Origin of the sequence: Herpetosiphon gulosus (assembly GCF_039545135.1) — a bacterium.
GTDB classification, from domain to species: domain Bacteria; phylum Chloroflexota; class Chloroflexia; order Chloroflexales; family Herpetosiphonaceae; genus Herpetosiphon; species Herpetosiphon gulosus.
The window spans coordinates 25,308-47,448 of record NZ_BAABRU010000018.1 but is presented as its reverse complement, the minus strand read 5'-3'; the positions used below and the strand labels follow the sequence as shown (position 1 = coordinate 47,448).

Annotated in this window: 23 protein-coding genes; 9 read left to right on the top strand and 14 right to left on the bottom strand. The window is 50.6% G+C overall.

Annotated elements, in window-relative coordinates; translation table 11 throughout:
* Positions 1-37: 37 nt before the first annotated feature.
* The 3 genes from rpsO to ABEB26_RS20870 all read right to left on the bottom strand — a co-directional run bounded on the left by rpsO (position 38) and on the right by ABEB26_RS20870 (position 2,019).
* Positions 38-310, bottom strand: coding sequence for a 30S ribosomal protein S15 (rpsO, locus tag ABEB26_RS20880; RefSeq protein ID WP_012191408.1), 273 nt, complete (start codon positions 308-310; stop codon positions 38-40).
* Between the two features lie 212 nt (positions 311-522).
* Positions 523-969, bottom strand: a complete 447-nt coding sequence (locus ABEB26_RS20875) for a GNAT family N-acetyltransferase (protein ID WP_345724007.1) — start codon at positions 967-969, stop codon at positions 523-525.
* Between the two features lie 15 nt (positions 970-984).
* Entirely contained in the window at positions 985-2,019 is a 1,035-nt protein-coding gene (locus ABEB26_RS20870) for an NAD(P)H-dependent glycerol-3-phosphate dehydrogenase (protein WP_345724006.1), read from the bottom strand.
* A 213-nt stretch (positions 2,020-2,232) separates the two neighbouring features.
* Here ABEB26_RS20870 and nifS point away from each other — a divergent pair, with 213 nt between their 5' ends.
* Positions 2,233-3,429, top strand: a complete 1,197-nt coding sequence (nifS, locus tag ABEB26_RS20865) for a cysteine desulfurase NifS (RefSeq protein WP_345724005.1) — start codon at positions 2,233-2,235, stop codon at positions 3,427-3,429.
* A gap of 239 nt (positions 3,430-3,668) precedes the next feature.
* Positions 3,669-5,129, top strand: coding sequence for a trigger factor (locus ABEB26_RS20860; protein ID WP_345724003.1), 1,461 nt, complete (start codon positions 3,669-3,671; stop codon positions 5,127-5,129).
* 257 nt (positions 5,130-5,386) lie between these two features.
* On the opposite strand, the gene ABEB26_RS20855 is transcribed toward ABEB26_RS20860, so the two are convergent.
* The 5 genes from ABEB26_RS20855 to ABEB26_RS20835 are packed head-to-tail and all read right to left on the bottom strand — an operon-like array spanning position 5,387 to position 7,998.
* Complete coding sequence (locus ABEB26_RS20855) at positions 5,387-6,019, bottom strand: acetyltransferase (protein ID WP_345724002.1); 633 nt, start codon at positions 6,017-6,019, stop codon at positions 5,387-5,389.
* The gene (locus tag ABEB26_RS20850) at positions 6,019-6,636 is read right to left on the bottom strand and encodes a sugar transferase (protein WP_345724001.1); all 618 of its coding nucleotides are present in this window, start codon (positions 6,634-6,636) and stop codon (positions 6,019-6,021) included. The genes ABEB26_RS20855 and ABEB26_RS20850 overlap by 1 nt, the downstream gene beginning before the upstream one ends.
* A gap of 10 nt (positions 6,637-6,646) precedes the next feature.
* Entirely contained in the window at positions 6,647-7,087 is a 441-nt protein-coding gene (locus ABEB26_RS20845) for an SRPBCC family protein (RefSeq protein ID WP_345724000.1), read from the bottom strand.
* A gap of 9 nt (positions 7,088-7,096) precedes the next feature.
* Positions 7,097-7,504 carry a pyridoxamine 5'-phosphate oxidase family protein gene (locus ABEB26_RS20840; protein ID WP_345723999.1) on the bottom strand — a complete coding sequence of 136 codons (408 nt, stop codon included), beginning with the start codon at positions 7,502-7,504 and terminating at the stop codon, positions 7,097-7,099.
* A complete protein-coding gene (locus tag ABEB26_RS20835; protein ID WP_345723998.1) occupies positions 7,501-7,998 on the bottom strand; it encodes a pyridoxamine 5'-phosphate oxidase family protein in 498 nt (165 codons plus the stop codon). Before ABEB26_RS20835 ends, ABEB26_RS20840 begins: the two co-directional genes overlap by 4 nt.
* 39 nt (positions 7,999-8,037) lie before the next feature.
* Here ABEB26_RS20835 and murJ point away from each other — a divergent pair, with 39 nt between their 5' ends.
* The 3 genes from murJ to ABEB26_RS20820 all read left to right on the top strand — a co-directional run bounded on the left by murJ (position 8,038) and on the right by ABEB26_RS20820 (position 11,267).
* The gene (gene murJ / locus ABEB26_RS20830) at positions 8,038-9,537 is read left to right on the top strand and encodes a murein biosynthesis integral membrane protein MurJ (protein WP_345723997.1); all 1,500 of its coding nucleotides are present in this window, start codon (positions 8,038-8,040) and stop codon (positions 9,535-9,537) included.
* Entirely contained in the window at positions 9,534-9,977 is a 444-nt protein-coding gene (locus ABEB26_RS20825) for a YqaA family protein (protein WP_345723996.1), read from the top strand. The genes murJ and ABEB26_RS20825 overlap by 4 nt, the downstream gene beginning before the upstream one ends.
* A gap of 114 nt (positions 9,978-10,091) precedes the next feature.
* Positions 10,092-11,267 (top strand): ArsA family ATPase, encoded by a 1,176-nt coding sequence (locus ABEB26_RS20820; RefSeq protein ID WP_345723995.1) that lies wholly within the window; start codon positions 10,092-10,094, stop codon positions 11,265-11,267.
* A gap of 124 nt (positions 11,268-11,391) precedes the next feature.
* On the opposite strand, the gene ABEB26_RS20815 is transcribed toward ABEB26_RS20820, so the two are convergent.
* The 6 genes from ABEB26_RS20815 to ABEB26_RS20790 form a co-directional block, all read right to left on the bottom strand.
* Complete coding sequence (locus ABEB26_RS20815; protein WP_345723994.1) at positions 11,392-12,678, bottom strand: adenylosuccinate synthase; 1,287 nt, start codon at positions 12,676-12,678, stop codon at positions 11,392-11,394.
* A 38-nt stretch (positions 12,679-12,716) separates the two neighbouring features.
* Complete coding sequence (locus ABEB26_RS20810; protein WP_345723993.1) at positions 12,717-13,409, bottom strand: glycosyltransferase family 2 protein; 693 nt, start codon at positions 13,407-13,409, stop codon at positions 12,717-12,719.
* A 37-nt stretch (positions 13,410-13,446) separates the two neighbouring features.
* Positions 13,447-13,722, bottom strand: coding sequence for a hypothetical protein (locus tag ABEB26_RS20805; RefSeq protein WP_345723992.1), 276 nt, complete (start codon positions 13,720-13,722; stop codon positions 13,447-13,449).
* Between the two features lie 17 nt (positions 13,723-13,739).
* Positions 13,740-14,900, bottom strand: coding sequence for an aminotransferase class I/II-fold pyridoxal phosphate-dependent enzyme (locus ABEB26_RS20800; RefSeq protein ID WP_345723991.1), 1,161 nt, complete (start codon positions 14,898-14,900; stop codon positions 13,740-13,742).
* Between the two features lie 125 nt (positions 14,901-15,025).
* Positions 15,026-16,027 carry a hypothetical protein gene (locus ABEB26_RS20795; protein ID WP_345723990.1) on the bottom strand — a complete coding sequence of 334 codons (1,002 nt, stop codon included), beginning with the start codon at positions 16,025-16,027 and terminating at the stop codon, positions 15,026-15,028.
* Between the two features lie 272 nt (positions 16,028-16,299).
* Positions 16,300-16,719, bottom strand: coding sequence for a hypothetical protein (locus ABEB26_RS20790; RefSeq protein WP_345723989.1), 420 nt, complete (start codon positions 16,717-16,719; stop codon positions 16,300-16,302).
* A 408-nt stretch (positions 16,720-17,127) separates the two neighbouring features.
* Between ABEB26_RS20790 and pheT the strand changes: the two genes are divergently transcribed.
* The 4 genes from pheT (at position 17,128) to ABEB26_RS20770 (ending at position 22,130) form a co-directional block, all read left to right on the top strand.
* A complete protein-coding gene (gene pheT, locus ABEB26_RS20785) occupies positions 17,128-19,644 on the top strand; it encodes a phenylalanine--tRNA ligase subunit beta (protein ID WP_345723988.1) in 2,517 nt (838 codons plus the stop codon).
* 450 nt (positions 19,645-20,094) lie between these two features.
* The gene (locus ABEB26_RS20780) at positions 20,095-20,520 is read left to right on the top strand and encodes a hypothetical protein (protein WP_345723987.1); all 426 of its coding nucleotides are present in this window, start codon (positions 20,095-20,097) and stop codon (positions 20,518-20,520) included.
* Positions 20,521-20,588: 68 nt separating this feature from the next.
* Positions 20,589-21,431, top strand: coding sequence for a hypothetical protein (locus ABEB26_RS20775; protein WP_345723985.1), 843 nt, complete (start codon positions 20,589-20,591; stop codon positions 21,429-21,431).
* 12 nt (positions 21,432-21,443) lie between these two features.
* Positions 21,444-22,130, top strand: coding sequence for a hypothetical protein (locus ABEB26_RS20770; RefSeq protein ID WP_345723984.1), 687 nt, complete (start codon positions 21,444-21,446; stop codon positions 22,128-22,130).
* Positions 22,131-22,141: the final 11 nt, after the last annotated feature.

Below are 22,141 nucleotides of genomic sequence, written 5' to 3'. Positions count from 1 at the left end.
GTATATTTTAGCATGCTTTGCAAGCACTCTACCCAATTTAGGCTTTGATCCGCAGACCCAAGCGTTCGCTGACAGCGCGGAACCGAGCATTATCTTTTTTGCTCAGGTAGGCCAACAAGCGACGGCGACGACCAACCAACTTCAGCAAACCACGACGTGAGTGGTGGTCTTGCTTGTGCAACTTCAAGTGCTCGATCAATTGGTTGATGCGGTCGGTCAAAAGGGCAATTTGTACGTCTGCCGAGCCAGTATCTGATTCGTGCAGTTTATAGTTATTGATAACGGTTGACTTATCTTTTTCCAGCGACACAGTGTGCCTCCTTAGAGTAATTGGGCATGGGAATGCCGGTTTTCCCACCCTTCCCTGTGCAACGCCATTCGCGGCACATTGGCTGCGAGTATACCAGCAAAATCGATTCTGTGCAAATTGATATGTCAAGCCGATTTAATATTTTGGATGAGAAACGGATGAGAATTATACGCGAAATTGCTCATGCTAATGGCCTAAAAGCAATGTCGCTGCTAGCTTGGGTAGTTGTAGCAATGGGTCGTGCGTACCAAACCCGTCGCTGGCACAAAACCACAACGCAGATACAATTGCGCCGCCGCTGGATTGCTGGTGTATAAGCTAATTTGCGCAAAGTGGCCAGCAGCATGCTTCAGGCTATGCAGCACAAGTTGTTGAGCCAAACCATGCCGCCGCCAGGCAGGCAGCACATACACATGACGAATGCGCCCAATCTGAATGCTTGGCTGATAGGGGTCGTGACTGATGCCACCAATCGCTCGCAAACGCTGGCCCTGCCAAATGCCCCAAAAGCCTTCACCTGGGTGCGAAAATGTTTGTACGCCACTCTGCCATTCATCGTAAAAACGTTGGACCATGCTATAGCCTTCGGCGGTACTAGCGGCGATCAAAGGAGCCAATTCGGCGAGATGGTTGTGGTTAAATGTTCGTAGCTCCTGCATACCCAAACTCCCTTGCTAGATTGAAAATAGCCCTTGTAAGCCTGCTAATTCGTTTTTGGGGTCACGCTGCATCAAATCAAGACCAGCTTGTTGCGGCGATTTGCCCTCAAACAACACCCGATACAACTCATCAGCGATTGGCAATTCAACCCCATACTGCTCAGCAAGCTGGCGGGCGGTGGCGGTGGTATTCACGCCTTCGGCCACTTGCCCAAGTTGAGCCAAAGCTGTTTCGAGCGATTGACCCCGCGCCAACGCTTCGCCCAAACGGCGGTTGCGGCTATGCGGCGAGGCACAAGTGGCGATCAAATCTCCCAAGCCTGCCAAACCCGCAAAAGTCAGCGGATGTGCGCCTCGTGCCATGCCCAAGCGGGTCATTTCGGCCAAACCACGGGTGATAAAGGCCGCTTTGGCATTATCGCCCAAGCCCATGCCATCGCAAATGCCCGCGCCCAGCGCCACAATATTTTTGAGTGCTCCGCCCAGTTCAACCCCAACCACATCACTCGAACGATAGATCCGCATAAGATTGGTGGTGAGCAAGCTCTGCGCCCGCTGACCAGCTTGATCATCACTCAATGCCACAACGCTGGTTGCAGGCAAGCCTTGGGCAATTTCGTTGGCAATATTTGGCCCCGAAAGCGCCCCAATCAAGCTACGGGGATGCGGCGCAAGTGCCTCGGCCAGCACTTCGCTCATGGTTTCAAGACTACCCGACTCAATACCTTTGGCGCAACTCAAAATAATGCTATCGGGAGCGAGCTGTGGGGCAAGTTGCAATGCATTACTGCGAATGGTTTTCGAAGGCACAGCGAGCAGAATAACTTGGGCTTGAGCGGCCAGCGCAAGATCATAGGCTAAACCCAAATTTGCTGGAAAGCGCTGCCCAGGCAAAAAACGGCTGTTTTCGCCAGCAGCCTGCAATTGCCCAACTTCAGCTTGATTGCGGCCAAATAGCGTGACATTACACCCGCCGCGAGCTAAAACCAAGGCCAAAGTTGTGCCCCAATTGCCAGTGCCAATCACAGCTACATCAAGCCGTTGGTTCATAATTATGCCTCCAAATGTTGCGATTCAGGTGCTCTTAGCATACCATTATTCCTAAGCGTCCCACGTTGAACAATCATGAACCAGCGATTGCAAGTTGTGACCCAAGCTGCGGTTTTGGCCGAATGTAGCGAAATGTTTACAGCAGGTTGGGGTTAAAAAGCGGTAGAATCAAACCAGCGACAAACTTGCAATTAGCATCAAAGGTGGTCTGGAATGGCTCCGGAAACAATTTATTTAGATCATGCAGCGACGACTGCGACCGATCCAAGGGTGGTTGAGGCCATGCTGCCCTACTTCAACACGGCCTATGGCAATCCATCGAGTATCTATCGGCTTGGCCGCGCAGCACTCGAAGGCGTAGATGAAGCCCGCGAAACCGTTGCAGGCTTGTTGGGGGCCAAACGCAAAGAAATTGTGTTTACCAGCGGCGGCTCCGAAGCCGATAATTTGGCGATCAAGGGTGTGGCGTTTGCTCAGCGTGATGCAGGCAAAGGCAATCACATCATCACCAGTGCAATCGAACATCACGCGGTGCTGCATGCGGTCGAATACCTCGAACGCTTTGGCTTTGAAATTACGATCTTGCCAGTCGATAGCACTGGCTTGGTTGCTGTAGCTGATTTACAGGCTGCGTTGCGCCCAACCACCGTGTTGGTCAGCATCATGGCCGCCAACAACGAGATTGGCACAATTCAGCCGATTACCGAATTGGGCGCGGTCTGTCGCGAGCACGATGTGCTGTTTCATACCGATGCAGTGCAGTTGATCGGGGCGCAACCAATTAAGGTTAAAGAATTGAATGTTGATTTGTTGAGCCTGACTGCGCATAAATTCTATGGGCCGAAAGGTGTGGGGGCGTTATATATGCGGCGCGGCGTGCCCTTGCTACCGTTGATTAATGGTGGCTCGCAGGAACGGCGTTTACGCGCCGGCACCGAAAATGTGCCTGGGATTGTTGGGCTAGCTAAAGCCTTGCAACTTGCCGTCGATGAATTGCCGCAGAGCAGCAATCAATTGACCAGCTTGCGCGATCGGCTGATTAGTGGGATTGAAGCAGCGATTCCCCATGTCTATTTAAATGGTCATCGCACGCAGCGTTTGCCCAATAATGTCAACATGTCGTTTGATTTTATTGAGGGCGAAAGCATGTTGCTGTTGCTTGATCAACAGGGCATTTATGCCTCGAGTGGTTCGGCCTGCACTAGTGGCTCGCTTGACCCATCGCATGTGCTGATGGCCTTGGGCTTGAGCGCCGAACGCGCCCATGGCAGCCTGCGAATGACCCTTGGCCGCGAGAACACCGTCGAGCAAATCGAGCGCGTCTTAGAATTATTGCCGCCCATCGTCGAGCGCTTGCGGGCAGTTTCGCCAATGTATCGCCATTTCTTGGCCGAACAAACTGTTTATTAAATTAAGTGTAAGCCCTAGCCCCCGCCCCTCTCCCACTGCGGTGGGCGAGGGGCGTTCATGCTTCATGATCGAGGGTTTCCCCCTCGCCTCGCTGGGCGGGAGAGGGGGCTAGGGGGTGAGGGCATGACCGTCAGATTCGCTAGCCCCGCCTGAGCGATGTTCTGGTATAATGTCACGCTAGACTGCCTTCGTTGGCGATAGTTAAAGATCGCTTAAATAACATATACTTTGGAGATCGTGTGAAAGTCACAACTGAACAATTACCAAAGCGCATTGTTGCGCTTGAGATCGAGCCAGACGCAGCAACGATAGAAAAAGAATTGAACAAGGCCGCCCAACGGATTGCTAGCAAGGTTGCCATTCCAGGCTTCCGCAAAGGTAAGGCTCCTCGCTTTATCGTTGAAAACTACTATGGCAAGGCCGCAATTTTAGAAGAAGCGACCGACGAAATTATCAACGTGGCCTTCCGCGCTGCCCTCGAACAAGAAAATATCAAGCCAGTTGCTCAAGCCTCATTGGAAAAATTAGAGCCAGAGCCATTTCGCTTCCGCATTTTGGTTCCAGTTGAGCCTGAAGTGATTTTGCCCGATTACAAGGCGATCACGGTTGATCTCACCGAAGAACCAGTTACCGATGCAACCTTAGAAGTCGCGTTGGATCAAGCTCGTGAAAAACACGTCGTTTTGAGCGCTCCCGAAGGCGAACCAGAAGCCGCTGAAGGCGATCAACTCACCGCTACCGTCCAAACCTTAGTCGATGGCGTGCCTTTGCACAAACTCGACGAAGAAGATGACGAAGAAGATGATGATGACGACGAAGAAGATGACGACGATGATGACGACGAAGAAGATGACGACGATGATGACGACGATGACGACGATGACGACGATGACGACGATGACGACGATGATGACGATGATGATGATGACGATGATGATGATGACGACGATGAAGGCGAGCCAACGACCTTAATCATGGAAGAACGCCGCATCGTGCCTGAACTGTATGCAGGCTTGAAAGGCATCAAAGCTGGTGAAACCCGCGAAATCAGCGCTCACCTGCCAGCCGATCATCCAGATGCGCGGGTTGCCGATAAAGATGTTGTTTTCAAAGTAACCGTCAGCGAAATTCAAAATCGCCAATTGCCAGCATGGGAAGAACTCCCAGGCTTGGAAGAATTTGAAGGCGATTTGGATGCCTACAAGGCTGATCTGATGGAGCGTTTGGTCAAGAATTCAGGCGATCACCATCGCCGTAACGTTCTGAACCAATACCTCGAAGAAGTTGTTGCCGCAACCAGCTTCGATGTGCCCGATGCCTTGATTGCCGAACGCGCCCACGAATTGCTCCACGAGCAAGTTGAATCGTTGGCTCGCTATGGCATCAACATGGAGCAATATCTGCAAATCGTTGGCAAAACCCACGACGAAGCAGTTCAAGAATTGTTGCCCCGTGGCGAAGAAAGCTTGAAATCATCGTTGGTTGTGCGCAAAATCGTTGAAGCCGAAGGCTTGAGCGTTGACGAAAGCGAAATCAATGCTGAAATCGAACGCATCTTGAACGACTTCCCTGATGCACAACGTGGCCCAGCTCGCCGCCGCCTCGAAAAAGAATTGCGGCCTCAAGTTGCTGGCTCATTGCTCGACAAGAAATTGCAAGATCGCTTGGTCGAATTGGCAACTGGCAACGCTGCGGCCTAATTAAAAAAACCGCATCAAGCCCCCTTGGCCAAGCAATTGGGCGAGGGGGTTTTTAATTTAAGGATGAAGGATGAGGGATGAAGCCTAAATTTAACGCAGAGGCACAGAGCGAAGCGTGGCTATTGGCTGAAGGCTCTCAACTATCGGCGATGCGTTGGAAATACCTACAGTCGTTCCGATAGCCTAGCGTCTATAGCCACAGCTCCTTCGCGATCTTCGTGTTCTTCGCGGTTTCAGCTCTTCGTGCCCTTCGTGGATCAAACCAACAAACGCGTGGGAACACCAACTGCCTTGGCTTGGCCGGGCAAATCGCGAATAACCACTGCACCAGCCCCAACCACCGTCCATGCCCCGATGCTGCGGCCTTGAATGACCTGTGTACCCATCCCGAGCGAAACGCCTTCGCCAATTTTGCATGTGCCAGCAACTCGCGAGCCAGGGTTGAGATTGCAAAATGCCGCCACTATGCTATCGTGGCTAACGCTCGCCCCAACATTCACGATGCTATGTTCGCCAATGGTGGCAAGCGGCCCAACCACTGCATTTGGAAAAATCATTGCGCCTGCACCAATCGTGGCATGCGGCGAAACCAGCGCCTGTGGTGAGATTGCACTGGTCGATCGTAAATCTGCGCCAAATTGTTGGGCGATGCGTTGGCGAGTGGCATTATCACCAATCGCAATTACCACATGAACTTGGGCCAAACGGGTGCTTAGCCAATCGATTGGCCCCAAAACCCGAATACCCAAAATGCTTGTGCCATGCTGAGCAGCATCGTCGCTGAGCATACCACGCAACGGACCGCCTTTGCCCGCCAGATGTTGGGCTTGCACAATTTCGGCCACCTCACGCGCATGGCCGCCAGTGCCAACAATAATCACCGGTCGCATTATTTACTCCGCAAATCTTTGGCCACCCCATCGCGCCCATAAATGCCAACTGGCCGCAAAATTGCTCCAATTGTCCGCCACAAAATCAAGCCATCAAGCCGCCAACTCCAATGCTCAATATACCAACAATCAAGCTGAATCCGAGCAGCCCAATCGATGTCGTTGCGGCCATTAACCTGAGCCCAGCCAGTAATTCCTGGGCGTACCGCCAAACGTTGGCGCTGGTCGGGAGTATAACGCGCTACTTGGTCGGGCAAGCTTGGGCGCGGACCGATTAAGCTCATCTCACCCCGCACAACATTCAATAATTGCGGCAATTCATCGAAACTCCAACGCCGTAGCCATTGGCCAACTCGGGTAATGCGTTGATCGTTGTGGGCAACCTCAATGCCCAAGCCTTGGCCTTCAGCATTCACCACCATCGTGCGAAATTTATAGAAGGGAAATTCATGACCATCGCGGCCAACTCGGGGGCGAATGTAGAAAATTGGGCCACGCGAGGTTAATTTGATCGCCAAGGAAATCAGCAGCAGCAATGGGCTAAGCAGTAGCAAGCCCAAGCCAGCGACGATCAGATCAAACCAGCGTTTACTTGGCGCAAGCGGCTTTGGTGGCATGATTCATCCTCTAGCTCAGTCGCAGGCGTTCGATACGGGCAAGAGCTTGCTCAAGTTCACGCGAAACTTCGCTTTTGACGAGGCTCATTGGTACAACTTTGGCGACTGGCCCCAAAATTGGTTTGAGATCGAAGCTGAGGCTGGCATGTACTTTGGTGTTATTGGCATGCGCTTGGAGTTGCCAGTGGGCCATAATCGGCAAGGGTTGCTCGGCATCAAAGCGAATCGATTGCTGCTCGATCAGGCTAAAAGTGCCTTGGGCGGCCTGCGTACCAAGCGGGATGCCAAAATCGAAATAGGCAGTTACCGGCTGGCGATCGTTGGCTAGCTCGCTAACTTCGACACGGGCGATGCGCGGCAAAATTCGGGGCAAATTATGCGGATTGGCTAAGAGTTGCCAGAGTTCGCTGATTGGACGGCGGAGTTGGCGTTCGCGGGTAACGGTGATCATCGGCGCTCCTTAGGATTTGTGGCGGCCTTGGATCGCCGCTAGTTCCAATGAAAAGGCTTGAATTGGGGCATTCGGTCGCCATTGCGGCCAATTGCGGCCATAGCGCTCAGCCAGCATCACCAGCGTAATCTGTGGATCGGCCAAAAGCTGAGCTGTGGCTTGAGCAACAACTGAGCGAAACGTCCAATCAGGGTTAATCTGATCGGCTTCGATGCACCAGCCTTGAGGTTGCTGTTGCAATAGCTGGGCCAAGCGGCCCGTAGCGCGAATAGCAATCAGCAGGCTTTGATCACGCCGCACAAAAGCCAAGGGCACGGCATAACTGGCAGATCGTGCTTGATCAAAACCTGCAATGCGTATTACCGATAGTTGATCGAGCAAGGTCAAGGCTTCGGCTGGCGCTAAAATACGCATCATAAGCCATGCTCCCAGCGTCGCCCGCCGATCCGCTCGATTTGAATGCAACCAGTGGTGGCCTGGCTAATTGTCGTGATTAACGCACGTGGCCCCGCCTTCAAGGCCTTAGTGGCTTGATCAAGAATTTGTTGCCAAAAGCCAGTGCCATATTTGAAGGCCAGCAACCGCGTGGCATGGGCATACTCCGTGCCCAGCGGCACATCGCGATAACGCCCCCAAACAAAGACACTGGTTGAGGATTCTGGCTCAAAGGCATCGGCTTGCAAGCCCACACCTTGGGGATAGCGCCGCAACAAATTCAGCTTGTGGCCTGGTTGGGTGGCAAAATAAATATGTGGCGCTTCGCAGACAAAAAACAGTGGTATAAGATTGCTCTGATTACGAGCGTGATCGTGGGTTGCCAAGCGGCCAACCGAGGCTTTGGCTAAAAATGCCCAAATTTGCGCCGCATTTAACCGCTGCCCATCGCTTAATTGTTCAGTTTGCTGTTGCATAATGTCAATTATACGAGCAATTTAATTAAATGAGTATCTATGCAGCCAAAAACCCTATTTCGCACATCGCTGATTTTGATTGCCGCAACCGCCGCTTATAAAGTGCTAGGGTTTGCCGAAAAAGTAGCTTTAGCTCATTTTTTTGGCACAAGCACGACTGCTGATGCCTATTTGGCCGGAGCAGCGGTGGTTTTATTGATGGGATTCTTATTGGGCGATATTGCCGGACCAACCCTCGTTCCCATGATTTTGCACGATCAAACCAATAGCCCACGTACACTTCGCGCGAGCTTGGGCTTGGTAAGCTTGGCGGCAGTGCCACTCACAGGCTTGGGCTGGCTGTATGCCGCGCAATTGGCCCACTTATTTGGCCCAGGCTTCGATCAACCAACGCTGTTGATGACTGCCACGATTATTCGAATTGGCTTATTGGCCTTTCCGGTGATGTGTTTTACTGCGGTGTTAGGTGCGTGGTATCAAGCATTCGAGCAATTTACCCGCCCAGCTTTGGCCGATTTGATGTTGAAATTGGCTCCCGTGATTGCCTTAATTGCAACTGGCAGCGTGTATGGTTTGGCTTGGGGCTTGGTGGTCGGGGCGGTTTTGCGCTTAATGCCGTTGTTACAAGCCGATGTGCCGTGGTTGCCAAGTTGGCGCTGGCGCGGAGCACGATTAACCACAGTTTTGCAGCATGCCTATCCATTGTTATTAACATCGCTAGTATCGGTGCATTTAATTAGCGTGATTGAGAATGCAATTGCCTCAACCGTGGGCGCTGGCGCGGTAGCAGCCCAAACCTATGCCCGCCGAATTGTTGAAGTGCCAATTATTTTGTTGCCGCAGGTACTAGGTCGCGTCTTGTTTCCAGTGCTGACAAGCTTGGTGTTACAACGCAATTATCAGGCCTTGCAACAATGGCTAGCCCGTTGTTGGCGTTGGTCGTTACTGCTAACCTTGCCACTGATGGTATTAGGAATGGTGCTGTGCCAACAGATTGTCGCCTTGTTGCTGCAACGTGGCGCGTTTGATCAACAATCGGTGCAGTTGACCAGCACTGCCTTATGGGCGGCCTTGCCAGGCTTGCCCGCTTTGGCATTAAGTACCTTGTTGATTCGATTTAGTTATGCCATGGGCGATACCCGTTGGCCCAGTGTGATGCGAGTGCTCGGAGCGTTATTGCAAATCGGCTTGGCCTTGTGGTGGCGACGTTGGGGCTTAGCTGGGCTTGGTTGGGCAACCACCGTTTCGTTATGGGCCGAAACCTTGGCCTTGGCATGGCTGGCCCAAAAAACCGTTCAGCAACCAATTAAGCTCGATTGGCGTTTTATGGGGCAGGTACTGGGAGCAAGCAGTGTGGCGGGTGGTTTGGCGTGGTGGGTAATCCAGAGTTGGCAACCATCCAGCCCCAGCAGTTTATTGCTGAGTTTAACCAGTGCCTCGACCTTGGGCTTAATTGGCTTTGTGGTAAGCTTGGTCTTAGGGCGCAATGCCGAAATCGGCTTGCTCTGGCAACATTGGCGACAAGGAAGAATACGATGATTTGGCTTTACCTAAGTTTATTCAGCGTGAGTTTTTTGGCGGCCACAGTCTTGCCACTTGGTTCAGAGTTGGCCTTAGCGGCAATGGTAGTCCACGCTGAATCGTTGTGGTTGCCATTGTTAATTGCGACGTTGGGCAATGTGCTTGGCTCTGCTACGACCTTTTGGCTTGGGCAACGAGCACGCAATGCAATCGATCAGCGCAATAACACCATGGCTGAGCGCATGCAACGGGCTGAGCGTTGGCTGGGGCGTTGGGGTACGCCAGCCTTAATTTTAGCCTGGTTGCCTGTAATTGGCGATGTGTTGGTTGGGGTGGCTGGAGCCTTAGGCAAACCATGGCTGCCAAGTTTGGCTTGGATTACGCTGGGCAAGGCTTTGCGCTATGCGGCAATCGGCGCAGCAGCGCTTGCCAAAACCCAAATACCCCTGTTTACGTAACAACGATATGCGATAATACGGTTAGGCTGCAACTACCCAGTTGACCATAACGTCCAAAGCAGCAGTGCAGCGAGCGATTCATGTATTCTCGCAATGCAGCGAAAGGAAGATACAATGCGTTTGATTTTATATCTTGGCAAGGGTGGCGTTGGCAAAACCACAACCGCTGCGGCAACCGCCGTGCGAGCAGCACGTATGGGCTATCGAACCTTGGTGGTTAGCACCGATGTGGCCCACTCCTTGGCCGATGCGCTTGATTGCCAAGTTGGCCCTAGCCCAACCCAACTGAGCGAAAACCTTTGGGCCCAAGAAATCAATGTGTTGGAGGAAGTGCGCCAACACTGGGGCGAGTTGCAAGGCTTTGTCTCCAATTTGCTCAAGCGCAAAGGCGTTAACGAAGTTGCAGCCGAAGAACTAGCAGTAATTCCAGGCATGGAAGAAGTTGTCAGTTTGTTGCATATTCGCAAGCAAGCTAAAGAAGGCAACTACGATGCGGTGATTGTTGATGCCGCGCCAACTGGCGAAACCGTGCGCTTGCTAACCATGCCCGAAACCTTCACTTGGTATGCTTCGCGGGTGATGCAATGGGAAACCAGCACCATGAAAGTGGCCAAGCCCTTGATTCGGGCGTTGGTGCCAGCCTCAGATATGTTCGATACCTTGCCGCGCTTTGTTGAGCAGGTTGAAGCCCTGCGGGCAACCTTGGCCGACCCCAAAATCAGTTCCTATCGTTTGGTGGTCAACCCCGAGCGTATGGTGATCAAAGAGGCTCAACGCGCCGCAACCTACTTGGCCTTATATGGCTATCCGGTCGATGGCGTGGTGCTCAATCGGGTGATGCCTAGCGATGTGCGCGGCCATAGCTTTATCGAACAAATGCAAGAAATTCAGGCCAGCTATCGTGCTCAAGTCCATGATATTTTTACGCCGCTGCCAATTTGGGAAGCCCCAATGTATGCCCGTGAGATTAAAGGACTTGATGATTTAGCCGATGTTGGGGCAGCTTTGTTTGGCGAGCGCAATCCGCTTGATGTGTTTTATGTGGGCAAAACCATGGACATCACCAAGCAGGGCGATCAGTATGAACTACGCTTGCCCTTGCCACATGTTGAAGTTAATAAAGTGAATATGACCAAACGCGGCGATCAACTGTTTATTGAAATTGGCAACTTCCGGCGCGAGATGATTTTACCGACGATGTTAGCCGATCGACCAGCCCTACGAGCGGTGTTTCGCAATGGCGAGTTGGTAGTGCAATTTGGTGCGCCTGCCCCGCTCGAAACCATTTAATTCTTACGACCAAGCGCAACGGCATAGAATTCGCCTAAAGCTGGATGCTACTTCCAGTCTCCGCGAATTCTATGCCGTTGGTGATTCTACAAACTTGCTAAGCAATGCAGGGCATGAACAAAGTCTAGAAAATTTCCTGCAAGCTTACCATTTGCTCACGTGATGGGCCGACCGAAATCATACCCAAGCGCACGCCAACCAATTGGCTTAGGCGGCGAACATAGCGTTGAGCTGCTTCGGGCAACTCATCCAAGGTGCGAGCATGGCTGGTGTTGGTTTTCCAGCCTGGATATTCTTCGTAAATTGGCTCGACTTGGCTGAGCACTGAAATCGACGAAGGAAACGAATCAAGCTCGGTGTCGTTCCAGCGATAGCCAATACAAATTTTGAGGGTCTCAACGTCGTCAAGCACATCGAGTTTGGTGAGGGCGATTGAGCTAATGCCATTAATTTCAGCAGCGTAACGCGCCGCCACCGCGTCGAACCAGCCAACCCGCCGTGGACGGCCTGTGGTTGTGCCAAATTCATGGCCAGCTTGGCGAATATGCTCACCAAGTTCGTCGGTTAATTCGGTTGGAAATGGCCCACCACCAACGCGGGTGGTGTAGGCTTTGTAAATTCCGACTACGCCATTTAAGCGCATTGGCGGAATTCCCGCGCCTTGGCACGCGCCCGCTGAGCCAGTTGCGGTCGAAGTAACATAAGGGAATGTGCCATAATCCACATCCAATAATGCCCCTTGATTGCCCTCGATCAGAATTGGAATATCGCGACGCAAGGCATCTTGAACCATGGTGTGAATGGGCACGATATGCGCTTCAAGTTGGCGACCAAACTCCAAATATTGCAGATACATATCGTGCAATGAAGCGCTTGGCTGAGCACCATACATCTTGTTGAGTACGCGGCCTTTATATTCGAGCACACTGGTTAGGCGGCTGAGCAAGGTTTCTTCATGCAGCAAATCGCCCATGCGAATGCCCATCCGCGAAGCTTTATCAACATAAGCTGGGCCAATCCCGCGTTTGGTTGTACCAATTTCGTTCGCGCCGCGATCTTTTTCTTCGAGGGCATCGAGCGAAACGTGATAGGGCATAACCACATGCGCCCGATCGCTGATATAAAGTTGATCAAGCGAAACATTGGCCTCGCGTAAGGCTTGCAACTCCTTCATCAACACCGCAGGATCGATCACCGTGCCTGCGCCGATAATATTGACTACATTGGCATCGAAAATTCCGGCGGGCGTGAGGTGCAATTTAAATGTGCCAAGATGGTTAATCACAGTATGGCCGGCGTTAGAGCCACCAGCAGCACGAATAACCATTTTAGCTTTGGTTGCCAATAAATCGACAACACGACCTTTGCCCTCGTCACCCCATTGAGCGCCAAGAACTGCAACGACTGGCATATGTATCACCTTTTCTGTAAGAGGAGCAAATACCGTGGTTATGGGCGACCGAGCAAACGCAGCCGGAATAGCGCCCAAACCGTCAAAAAGCCATATTTGGGGTGCATCTTCTTACCTTCTTCGTAAGTACGCCCCAAGTATGTAATTGGCACTTCAAAAATTCGCTCACCCTGCATCAGAACCTTCGCCGTTATTTCTGCCTCAATCCGAAAATCATTGGAAACCAGGTTCATCGAGCGCATAATATCGGTGCGCATCACCTTGTAGCAGGTTTCCATATCGGAGATCCAACAGTTAAACAGCAAATTGGTTAAAAAGGTGAGACCTTTATTGCCAATAGCATTCCAGAAATACATACCCGTATGCCGACCCATAAAGCGCGAACCAAACACGACATTAACCAAACCAGCTTCAATTGGCTTGATCAATTCATAAAAATCGTGAGGGTCATATTCGAGGTCGGCATCCTGAATAATCACAATCTCGCCAGTGGCATGGGCTAAGGCTGTGCGGATAGCCGCGCCCTTGCCACTATTTTGGCGATGTTGGACAACCTGCATGTGTGGGTATGTTGCAGTTAATTGTTGTAAAACTTGGTAGGTCGCATCACGTGAGCAATCATCAACAGCGATCCATTGCATGGGAATTGTAATTTGCGCCAACCGCTCTAGCATTTTTGCAATTGTTGCTGCTTCATTGTAGCAAGGAATTAACACAGATAAAAGCATCATTTTGTCCTAAAAATTTAACCCCCAGGCATGAATCCCACTAAAATACAACCAACACAAGCACAATCAGAATTGCTAATACGGCGACGGCAGCACCTAAAAATTTGAGTTGTTCAGTTTGGCGTTGTTTGGCAATAATCACCCGACATTCTGGGCAATAGGGGACATCGGGCAAGCTAGCGCTGAGCAAGGACGGGGTTTTGATTGCAGCTTGCACCAGCTCTTTGAAGGTGATCAAAGGCTGCGCCATGCGCACGTCATCGGACGAAAGCTGTCGTTTACAGCGGGTACATTCAACAGGTGATTCGGTACTCATGGCGCATCCTTCTAAACTTACAATGAACGAACGTAGCGCTCAATTCGTTCTAAGGCGGTTTCGATATTATCCATACTGGTAGCGTAACACATGCGTACGAAGCCAGCGCCGCTTGGGCCAAAGGCATCGCCTGGCACAACTGCCACTTTTTCGCCGTAAAGCAGGCCTTCAACAAAGGCTTCGCTGGTGAGTCCAAGGCCACTGACCTGTGGGAAAACGTAGAACGCCCCCTGTGGCTCAAAGGTTGGCAAGCCAATTTGGCGCAATCCAGATACAATCACTTGCCGACGGCGATCATACTCGCTGACCATACGCTGGACATCTTCTTCGCCAGTTTGCAGCGCCGCCAAGCCAGCATATTGGGCTACCGTTGGCGCAGACATAATAGCGTATTGATGGATTTTACGCACAGCATTGGCAATTTCGGCTGAGGCCGCCAACCAACCCAAACGCCAGCCAGTCATGGCATAGGCCTTGGAGAACCCACCAAGCAAAATTGTGCGATCGCGCATGCCAGGCAATTGGGCAAAGCTGGTATGCTCAACCCCATACACCAAACGATCGTAAATCTCATCGGAAAATACCAACAGATCGTATTGTTCGGCCAAGGCGGCGATATCCAACAAGCGTTCACGGCTCATCACCGCGCCAGTTGGGTTGTTGGGATAGCCAATCAAGATCGCCTTGGTTTTCGGTGTGATCGCAGCCTCGATTGCCTCGCGGGTTACTTGAAACTCCTGCTCGACTGAGGTACTCACATACACCGGAACCCCGCCAGCAAACACCACACTTGGGCCATACGCCACAAAACATGGCTCAGGAATAATCACCTCATCGCCGGGATCGATCGTTGCCAGCATGGCATTTTGCAAGGCTTCGCTGACCCCAACCGTAATCAACAACTCATTCTCAGGATCATAATTGAGTCCATATAAATGATTGAGATGTTTTTGCAATTCCTGGCGTAATTCGATCGTCCCAGAATTCGAGGTATAGGCAGTTTTGCCTTGTTGCAATGAACGAATCCCAGCTTGGGTAATCGTATATGGCGTAACAAAATCTGGCTCGCCGATCCCGAGCGAAATTACATTATCCATTGTGGCAGCAATATCGAAAAACCGCCGTATCCCTGAAGGTGGAACGCTCTGCACCCTTGCAGAAAGTCGTTCGCGCGTCATGGCTGCCTCCTTGGCTGCTTGATTTGGATCGCGGGTGTATGATACCACAGTCATTTTGCAAAAAAACATCCCCCTGAATCGCCGGAGCAACTCAGGGGGAGTGAATGGTTAATTAAGCCTGAAGCTTATTGACCAGCTTTGATGATGATGACCAAAATGCCATCGCCCATGCCCATGCTGCTGCGATCGATGGTCATAATGACCAAAGCTTCGCCTGCGCTCATGTTGGCGTAGGTCAAGGTTTGTGCGCCAGCCATCCCACCAGTGGTATCAGCACCAGTTGGCATGACACTCCAGCCAGCAGCTTCTAATTCTTCATCATAGAAGGTTTTGATTTCTTCAGGAGTTGCAGTTGAGATATAGGCTTGCTTGCCCAAGACAGTCGTGCTGCCAGCGCTACCAGCAAAGCCTTTTTCAAAGCTATCCATGAAGGTATCGGTCAAGGCATCGTCACCTGATTGATATTCTTCGCTGCTTGGTGGAGCAGGAATATCGCTCAAGTCGCCAGCAGGCATTGGGTCAGTGGTGCTACCGCCACTATCAGGAGTTGGATCAGTTGAAGGCATACCGCCCAAGCGACCAACCGTGGTGAAGATGATCGATTGTTTCATGCTTGCATCAACGGTTGAAAGATCCAACACGCCGATCATTGCGATGGTGGTCAATTCGCTGGCGCTTGGGTAGACCAAAACTTTGCCGAAGGTTTGATCTTCGACTTGGCCTGTGCCCCAGCCATAGGTTGCCATTTCACCTTCGTAGAAGTCCACAATTGTTTGTGGGTCTTCTTCGGTCAAGTAGTAAGTCAATGGTTCGAGATCCAAGCCAGTTTGTTGTTCTTGGTTTTCGAATTCACCTTCCATACCACCGATTGCTGCATCAATGATTTCGTTTTCGCCCTTGACGTAGGGCTCGCTTTGCGGTGGTGCTGGAATTTCAGCAGCGGCTCCGCTTGGATCAGTTGCTGGCGCTTCGGTTGGTGCAGCCGCTTCTTCGGTTGCGGTTGGTGCTGGCGCTTCAGTTGGAGCCGTCGTTGCCGTTGGAGCGGTCGTCGCGGTTGGAGCAGCAGTACCACCACATGCACTTAATGCAAGGGCAATTAAAATTGCGCTAATCGTCCGTTTTGACATGAGGGTCATTCCTCCTAAATAAAATCTGTTGTCGGCATTCGCATTGCCAAGGGCGTTACGCTCAGCAATGTTCGCGCCACCCATTCATCCTAACTCTCAAATCAAAAACGTGCTATACCCAAAACAGTGTGGTAATAATCACAAGGTTTGGTACGCCGATACATTTAAAAGGTTGCAACTTAGCCAAACTCTTGCAATCTGCCACACGAAGCCCTCAGCCTAAGCAATTGCTCAACACTGAGGGCGTTTGAAAACTCAGTAGATTGTGAAGCTTATTTGACGTTGGTGCCAGTCGTGATTACCAGAATTCCACTGCTCCCAGTCATAGTCAAATCGATCGCGTTGATTGCGGCCACATTGGCATCAGCTTGGAAATTGACTGATACAGTGTTAGGAACTGCTGGTGATTCGATGGTTTTCCAACCCCGCTTGGGCATTTCAGTTGTATAGAAATTCTTAATTTCATCCATAGTTGCGGTTGAAATATAGAATTTGGTGGTTGTGCCAGTGCCAACATTGGCGGCGCTTTGGCTAAAGCTGCTAACCGCTGCATCAAGAATTGGATCTTGGCCATTTTGATATTCGCTGCTGCTGGGTGGAGCCGGAATGGTTGTATCGGTTACGCCACCACCACAGCCCACCAAGCCTACCATCAATACGACGAGCAATACATACCCAAAAAACCGTTGCATGTGACTATCCTCCTACTGGTTGTTTGTTGTTACGCCATCATGACGTATCAATTTTGCAAACCGTTCCTTAAAAGTTAGTCCAATTGCTTGGCAAGGTGTTTTTGGTTGTTAAGGCACATCAAGGACGATGATTGTGCGTTGTTGACGAACGCATCATACACGCCTTGTCAACCCCTAAACCAAAGGATGAAGTATTAATTATGAGGGATAAAGGCAAAAATTATTGTTTCCCTGTACCATTGAACGCCACTAAATTCATCCCTCATCCCTCATCCCTCATCCCTCATCCCTCATCCCTCATCCCTCATCCCTCATCCCTCATCCCTCATCCCTCATCCTTTATACTGTTGGCTTATCTTGTATAATGCTGATTGGCTTAAACTACTAGATACGATGAGGTAAAACGGCATGCGAGTACCGCTTTCGTGGTTACGCGAATTTGTTGATATAACGATTAGCCCAGAAGAATTGGCCGAGCGTCTCACGCGGGCGGGCTTGGAAGTTGCCAGCATTGATTATGTCGGGCTGCAAGCTCCCACAGGCTCGGCTTGGGCACCCGATTTGAGCAGCACCACGCCCCCAGATTATATTCCATGGGATCGCGAGACGATTTTCGTGGGCCAGATTGTCGATGTGCAGCCGCACCCCAACGCTGAACGCCTAAAATTGCCGCGCATTGCCTACGGCGAAGGCCGCGAATTAACTGTGGTAACCGGCGCACCCAATATTGAATTTGGCATGAGCGGCCAAAAAGTGGTGCTGGCCACCAAAGGCGCTCGCCTGCTCGATGGCCATAGCGAAACCCGCCAATGGTTGACACTCAAGCCCACCAAATTGCGCGGCGTGCCATCAGAAGGTATGGTCTGCTCAGAGATGGAACTGGCGCTCTCCGATGAGCACGATGGCATTATCTTCTTGCCCGATGATGCGCCCGTTGGTATACCCTTGGCCGATTATTGGGGCGATGCCGTTTTAGAAATTGAAACCACCCCCAACTACGCCCATACCCTGAGTATCTTGGGGGTAGCGCGTGAAGTAGCAGCTTTGACTGGGGCTGAATTGCGCATGCCCAGCTTCGATTTGCCAACCAATGGCCCAGCCATCGCCGATAAAATTCAGGTTGAAATTGTCGATTCGAACATTTGCCCCCGCTTTGTGGCTGGCTTGATCGAAGGGGTGAAAATTGCACCCTCGCCATGGTGGATGCAACGGCGCTTACGTTTGGCAGGCCAGCGCCCAATCAATAACATCGCTGACATTACTAATTATGTGATGTTGGAACTAGGCGAGCCCAGCCATGCTTTCGATGCTGATCAGGTTGCTCAAGGACGCTTGATTATTCGGCCAGCAGTGGTGGGCGAAAAGCTCGAAACGCTTGATCACGTTGTACGTGAGTTGCGCCCGATCGATACGGTTGTGGCTGATCCCAATGGCCCATCAAGTTTGGCTGGGGTCATGGGTGGTGCAGCCTCGGAAATTAGCGATAGCACAGTCAATGTGTTATACGAAGCAGCCTTGTGGAATCCGATTTCAATTCGCCGTACTGCCCAACATTTCAAGCTTTTCTCCGAAGCCTCCAAACGCTTCGAAAAAGGAGTTGATCCAACCCTGCCACCACGCACAGCGATTCGCGGTTTGAACTTAATTCAACAAATAGCTGGCGGCACAATTGCCAATGGCTTGGTTGATGTTTGCCCTGTACCCTTCAATCGCCGCGAAATTGAGCTAGCCTTAAGTGAAGTAAAACGCCTTTTGGGCATCGATCTTGAGCAAGCCGAAGTTGCCAATTTACTAAGTCGTTTGGGTTTCGAATGTGCGGTAGTTGAATCAAGCCGTGGCCCAGCCTTGCATGTGCTGGTGCCGGCTCATCGCACCGACGTTGAAATCGAAGCCGATTTGCTCGAAGATGTGGCCCGCATGTATGGCTACGATCGCATCCCTGAAGCCTTGATGGCTGATACTCTGCCAATTCAGCGCCCTAACCCTGTATTCGAGGCCACCGAACGCTTGCGCGATATGTTGGTAGCCGCAGGTTTGGATGAGGCAATTAGCTACTCGCTCAGCAACGATACCCTGCAAAATTCGGTGTATGTGAGTGAACAAGGTGCCACCGCTAAGCAATTTGTGCGTTTGGAAAACCCACTAACTCCCGAGCGTTCAGTGATGCGCCGCTCGATTTTGCCCGAACTGTTGAGCATTGTGGTTGGCGATTTGCGCGAACGCGAACGAGTAGCCTTGTTTGAAATTGGCGCGGTTTTTCACCCAGCGGCGGGTCAATTGCTGCCCGACGAGCCACGCAACTTAGCAATTATTTTGGCTGGAACGCGCCAACCAAGCACTTGGAGCCAACCAAGCCCTGAAAGCTTCGATTTCTTCGACCTCAAAGGGGTGATTGAGGAAGTGCTACGCCGTCATGGCTTGCGCGATCGGGCCAGTTTCCAAGTTGCCAGTGACGAACGCTTGCACCCAGGTCGCAGCGCCAAAATTGTGGTCGATGAGGTTGTGATTGGGATCTTTGGTGAGTTACATCCATTAGTACGTGATCGTTTTGGCTTCAGCGTGCCACGGGTTTGTATCGCTGAATTGAGCGTTGATCAATTGCTCAAGGTTAGCCAACCAACCAAATACACCAGCATCTCGCGCTTCCCCGCCACGGTGCAGGATTTGGCTTTGGTTGCCAACGATGAACTAGCTGCCGATCTGATTGCCAAAACTATCAAGCAGTATGGTGGCGAATTCTTAGAAGATGTGCGCTTGTTCGATGTCTATACTGGCTCGCCGATTCCGGCTGGTCAGCGCAGCCTCGCCTTTCGCCTACGCTTCCGTGCCCCCGACCGCACCTTGGCCGACAAAGATTTGCTCAAAACTCGCGAGAAGTTGCTCAAGCAACTCGAACGCGAATTGGGCGTGCAAATTCGCAGCTAAACCAATTGAAGCCCCACTGCTAATGCTGGTAGTGGGGCTTTTTGCATCAATTATAGCCTAACAAAAATTTGACACCTAGACAATTTTCCCTATAATCAAGCCGTATTGTAGAGATTAGAAGCGAGGAACATCGATTACCTGATCGGAATCATTTTATTCTTCATTGCGCCCCTAACCGACACCACTCCAGAGTATTTTTATTATTCAGACTTTGCACTCATACGAATACACTCTTTATCAGAAGCATGTCAAAATGCTATTTTGATGATTATTTTCTATGGAATAAAATAATCATCAATTTCAATAAAGAGATTTTCATATCAAAATACAATTTTTGATTCTATTTATATTTAAAAATATATATATCCATAAAATAGCTGCATTTGCAAAAAAAAATAACATTCGATCAATAATAAAAATCGATTCTTAGCATATCCTGAGGAGGAATATATGCACATTCGTCGGATGCTGGTCAATACCATTTGTGGGGTTGGTTTATTATTCAGCGCAACCGTGCTTGGGAGCCACGCCGAAGAAGTCTCGCAGAATTTGGCCTTGGCTGGGCGCTTTTATGGCGGGGCTTTTGTAAATAAAGGACTATCTGAGATTACTAGTGGCGCACAAGCCACAATCGAAGCCGCAACCACGCCCCATGATATTAGCGTTAATGGAACTTTAACTTCAACGAATGCCTCTGGATTAGCTGTATCATGTGCTTATAGTGCCTCAGCCAAAGCGGTTATGAATAAGACGATTGAGGGAAAATGCACACTAAGAGATCAGTTTCCGACTATATTTTATAGTGCTACATCGGATGCAACGCTCTCAATCAAAGGTAAAAACACTCTTACCCTACGTGATAAAGTAACGAAATAAGGAATGTATTGGCTTGGGTCACATTTTCAAGAGGGAATGTGACCCAAGCAACATGAAAGATTGAAACAATGACAACGTTGCGGCAAATGCGCTTAATCTGTCTGGCTGAACTGGCCGATATCGTAGCGAATCGCTTTTTCTGGATCTGTAGTGCTTTATTGGTAGTCCTGATGGGCTTAAATGGTCCTGATTATGGTGATAGTGCCCAAAGTGCATTAATAAATCAAATAGCTATCATTTTAGTCTTTGTCATTATTGCTCAATCACGTAAGCACAAGGCTACATATCAATTCCTCTGGACAAGCCAACTACAACGCTTGTCCTATATTCTGGGGCGATTTCTGGCCCATATGCTGGTGGTTGCTAGCACGATTGTGCTAATTTGGCTATGTACCTATCCTTTACATACGGCTGAAACCGTTTTTGAGCGGGCTACCTATACCATGCCCAATGGCTATAGCTATAGCCGTGATGCCTATGAATTTAGAAATTTATTTGGCTACCATATGCTATTAATTGGTATGCTGATGGCCCAGCAGATTTGGTTTTACTCATGGCCACGGATTGCCACTGCCTGGATTATTAGCTTTATTCTGTATTATATGGGCCTCATGCTACTGATTGGCCCAACCTCGCCAACCCAAGCTACTTGGTATATTCTCTATCCCTTATCCTACATCTTTGATTTTTGGAGGGATCGAGCCTTGCCGTGGCTACCAATTAGCGCCAGTATGATCGCTTTGAGCATTTTTGCTGGGGCATGGCTGGCGCAACGCTTGGAGGTCGGGCGACCATGGCCATGGTCACAACGCCAAATAATCAGTGTAGTGCTTGGCAGTGCGTTGGCCTATGCCATCTGTGCATGGATGCTGCATTTGCGGTTTGTTGAACTGTTTGCGCCAGCCATGTAAAGGAGTTTGCTGATGTTCACGCTGATTCAGCATCAACTATGGCAGATGCGCTGGCGCTTGCTTGGCTGTGGGCTACTGTACCTGATCGCGATTCCGATGAGCTATCTTAACCTTGCGCCAAAATTCACCCCGATGGTGAGTTTGGTGTGCCTGATTCCGATCTGCATTAGTGGCTTTACCAGCGGCAGCATTTTAAATGATCCCTTGATTGAACTAAGCATTCTTTCAGGGCAAGCAAGTGCGCAAAGCCTTTGGCTGGTGCGCTTGGGGATTATTGCCGTGCCATCGTTGCTGCTGCAAGCAGGGCTATGGACAACCGCCTTGCCCTTTGCCCGCAATTGGCAAAGCTATAGTTTTACCTTGATTATGACACTCTTTATGGTTGGGGTTTGTCATTGGCTGGCCCGCGCCTTCAAACATAGCCTGACCGCGATCATCATCATGAGCATGCTGTTGCTGGTACAACAATCGAGTGTAAGCGAATGGTTAGGCTTGATGGATAATCGCTACCCCACCTTTAATCATTGGAAGCGGGCCTTCTTTATGCCCTTTGATTTGTTTATATTACCGCCAGAGATTGAGGCCTATCGCTGGGGCAATGCATTGCGTTTTGGGGTAATTGGTGGTTTAGCGTGGTTTATGGCGTGGTGGTTGTATGGCTTTGAAGAGCCGCTAATTCGCAAACAACGAGCTGATTAAGCATAGAGGAT

What these genes read in the sequence shown, in the direction of transcription:
- ABEB26_RS20775 (WP_345723985.1), top strand. Translation starts at nt 20,589, where the DNA reads ATGACAACGTTGCGGCAAATGCGCTTAATCTGTCTGGCTGAACTGGCC.
- ABEB26_RS20870 (WP_345724006.1), bottom strand. Translation starts at nt 2,019, where the DNA reads ATGAACCAACGGCTTGATGTAGCTGTGATTGGCACTGGCAATTGGGGC.
- ABEB26_RS20835 (WP_345723998.1), bottom strand. Translation starts at nt 7,998, where the DNA reads ATGCAACAGCAAACTGAACAATTAAGCGATGGGCAGCGGTTAAATGCG.
- ABEB26_RS20800 (WP_345723991.1), bottom strand. Translation starts at nt 14,900, where the DNA reads ATGACGCGCGAACGACTTTCTGCAAGGGTGCAGAGCGTTCCACCTTCA.
- pheT (WP_345723988.1), top strand. Translation starts at nt 17,128, where the DNA reads ATGCGAGTACCGCTTTCGTGGTTACGCGAATTTGTTGATATAACGATT.
- ABEB26_RS20850 (WP_345724001.1), bottom strand. Translation starts at nt 6,636, where the DNA reads ATGCCACCAAAGCCGCTTGCGCCAAGTAAACGCTGGTTTGATCTGATC.
- ABEB26_RS20840 (WP_345723999.1), bottom strand. Translation starts at nt 7,504, where the DNA reads ATGATGCGTATTTTAGCGCCAGCCGAAGCCTTGACCTTGCTCGATCAA.
- ABEB26_RS20820 (WP_345723995.1), top strand. Translation starts at nt 10,092, where the DNA reads ATGCGTTTGATTTTATATCTTGGCAAGGGTGGCGTTGGCAAAACCACA.
- ABEB26_RS20770 (WP_345723984.1), top strand. Translation starts at nt 21,444, where the DNA reads ATGTTCACGCTGATTCAGCATCAACTATGGCAGATGCGCTGGCGCTTG.
- ABEB26_RS20825 (WP_345723996.1), top strand. Translation starts at nt 9,534, where the DNA reads ATGATTTGGCTTTACCTAAGTTTATTCAGCGTGAGTTTTTTGGCGGCC.
- ABEB26_RS20805 (WP_345723992.1), bottom strand. Translation starts at nt 13,722, where the DNA reads ATGAGTACCGAATCACCTGTTGAATGTACCCGCTGTAAACGACAGCTT.
- ABEB26_RS20795 (WP_345723990.1), bottom strand. Translation starts at nt 16,027, where the DNA reads ATGTCAAAACGGACGATTAGCGCAATTTTAATTGCCCTTGCATTAAGT.
- murJ (WP_345723997.1), top strand. Translation starts at nt 8,038, where the DNA reads ATGCAGCCAAAAACCCTATTTCGCACATCGCTGATTTTGATTGCCGCA.
- nifS (WP_345724005.1), top strand. Translation starts at nt 2,233, where the DNA reads ATGGCTCCGGAAACAATTTATTTAGATCATGCAGCGACGACTGCGACC.
- ABEB26_RS20855 (WP_345724002.1), bottom strand. Translation starts at nt 6,019, where the DNA reads ATGCGACCGGTGATTATTGTTGGCACTGGCGGCCATGCGCGTGAGGTG.
- ABEB26_RS20875 (WP_345724007.1), bottom strand. Translation starts at nt 969, where the DNA reads ATGCAGGAGCTACGAACATTTAACCACAACCATCTCGCCGAATTGGCT.
- ABEB26_RS20780 (WP_345723987.1), top strand. Translation starts at nt 20,095, where the DNA reads ATGCACATTCGTCGGATGCTGGTCAATACCATTTGTGGGGTTGGTTTA.
- ABEB26_RS20815 (WP_345723994.1), bottom strand. Translation starts at nt 12,678, where the DNA reads ATGCCAGTCGTTGCAGTTCTTGGCGCTCAATGGGGTGACGAGGGCAAA.
- ABEB26_RS20810 (WP_345723993.1), bottom strand. Translation starts at nt 13,409, where the DNA reads ATGATGCTTTTATCTGTGTTAATTCCTTGCTACAATGAAGCAGCAACA.
- ABEB26_RS20845 (WP_345724000.1), bottom strand. Translation starts at nt 7,087, where the DNA reads ATGATCACCGTTACCCGCGAACGCCAACTCCGCCGTCCAATCAGCGAA.
- ABEB26_RS20790 (WP_345723989.1), bottom strand. Translation starts at nt 16,719, where the DNA reads ATGCAACGGTTTTTTGGGTATGTATTGCTCGTCGTATTGATGGTAGGC.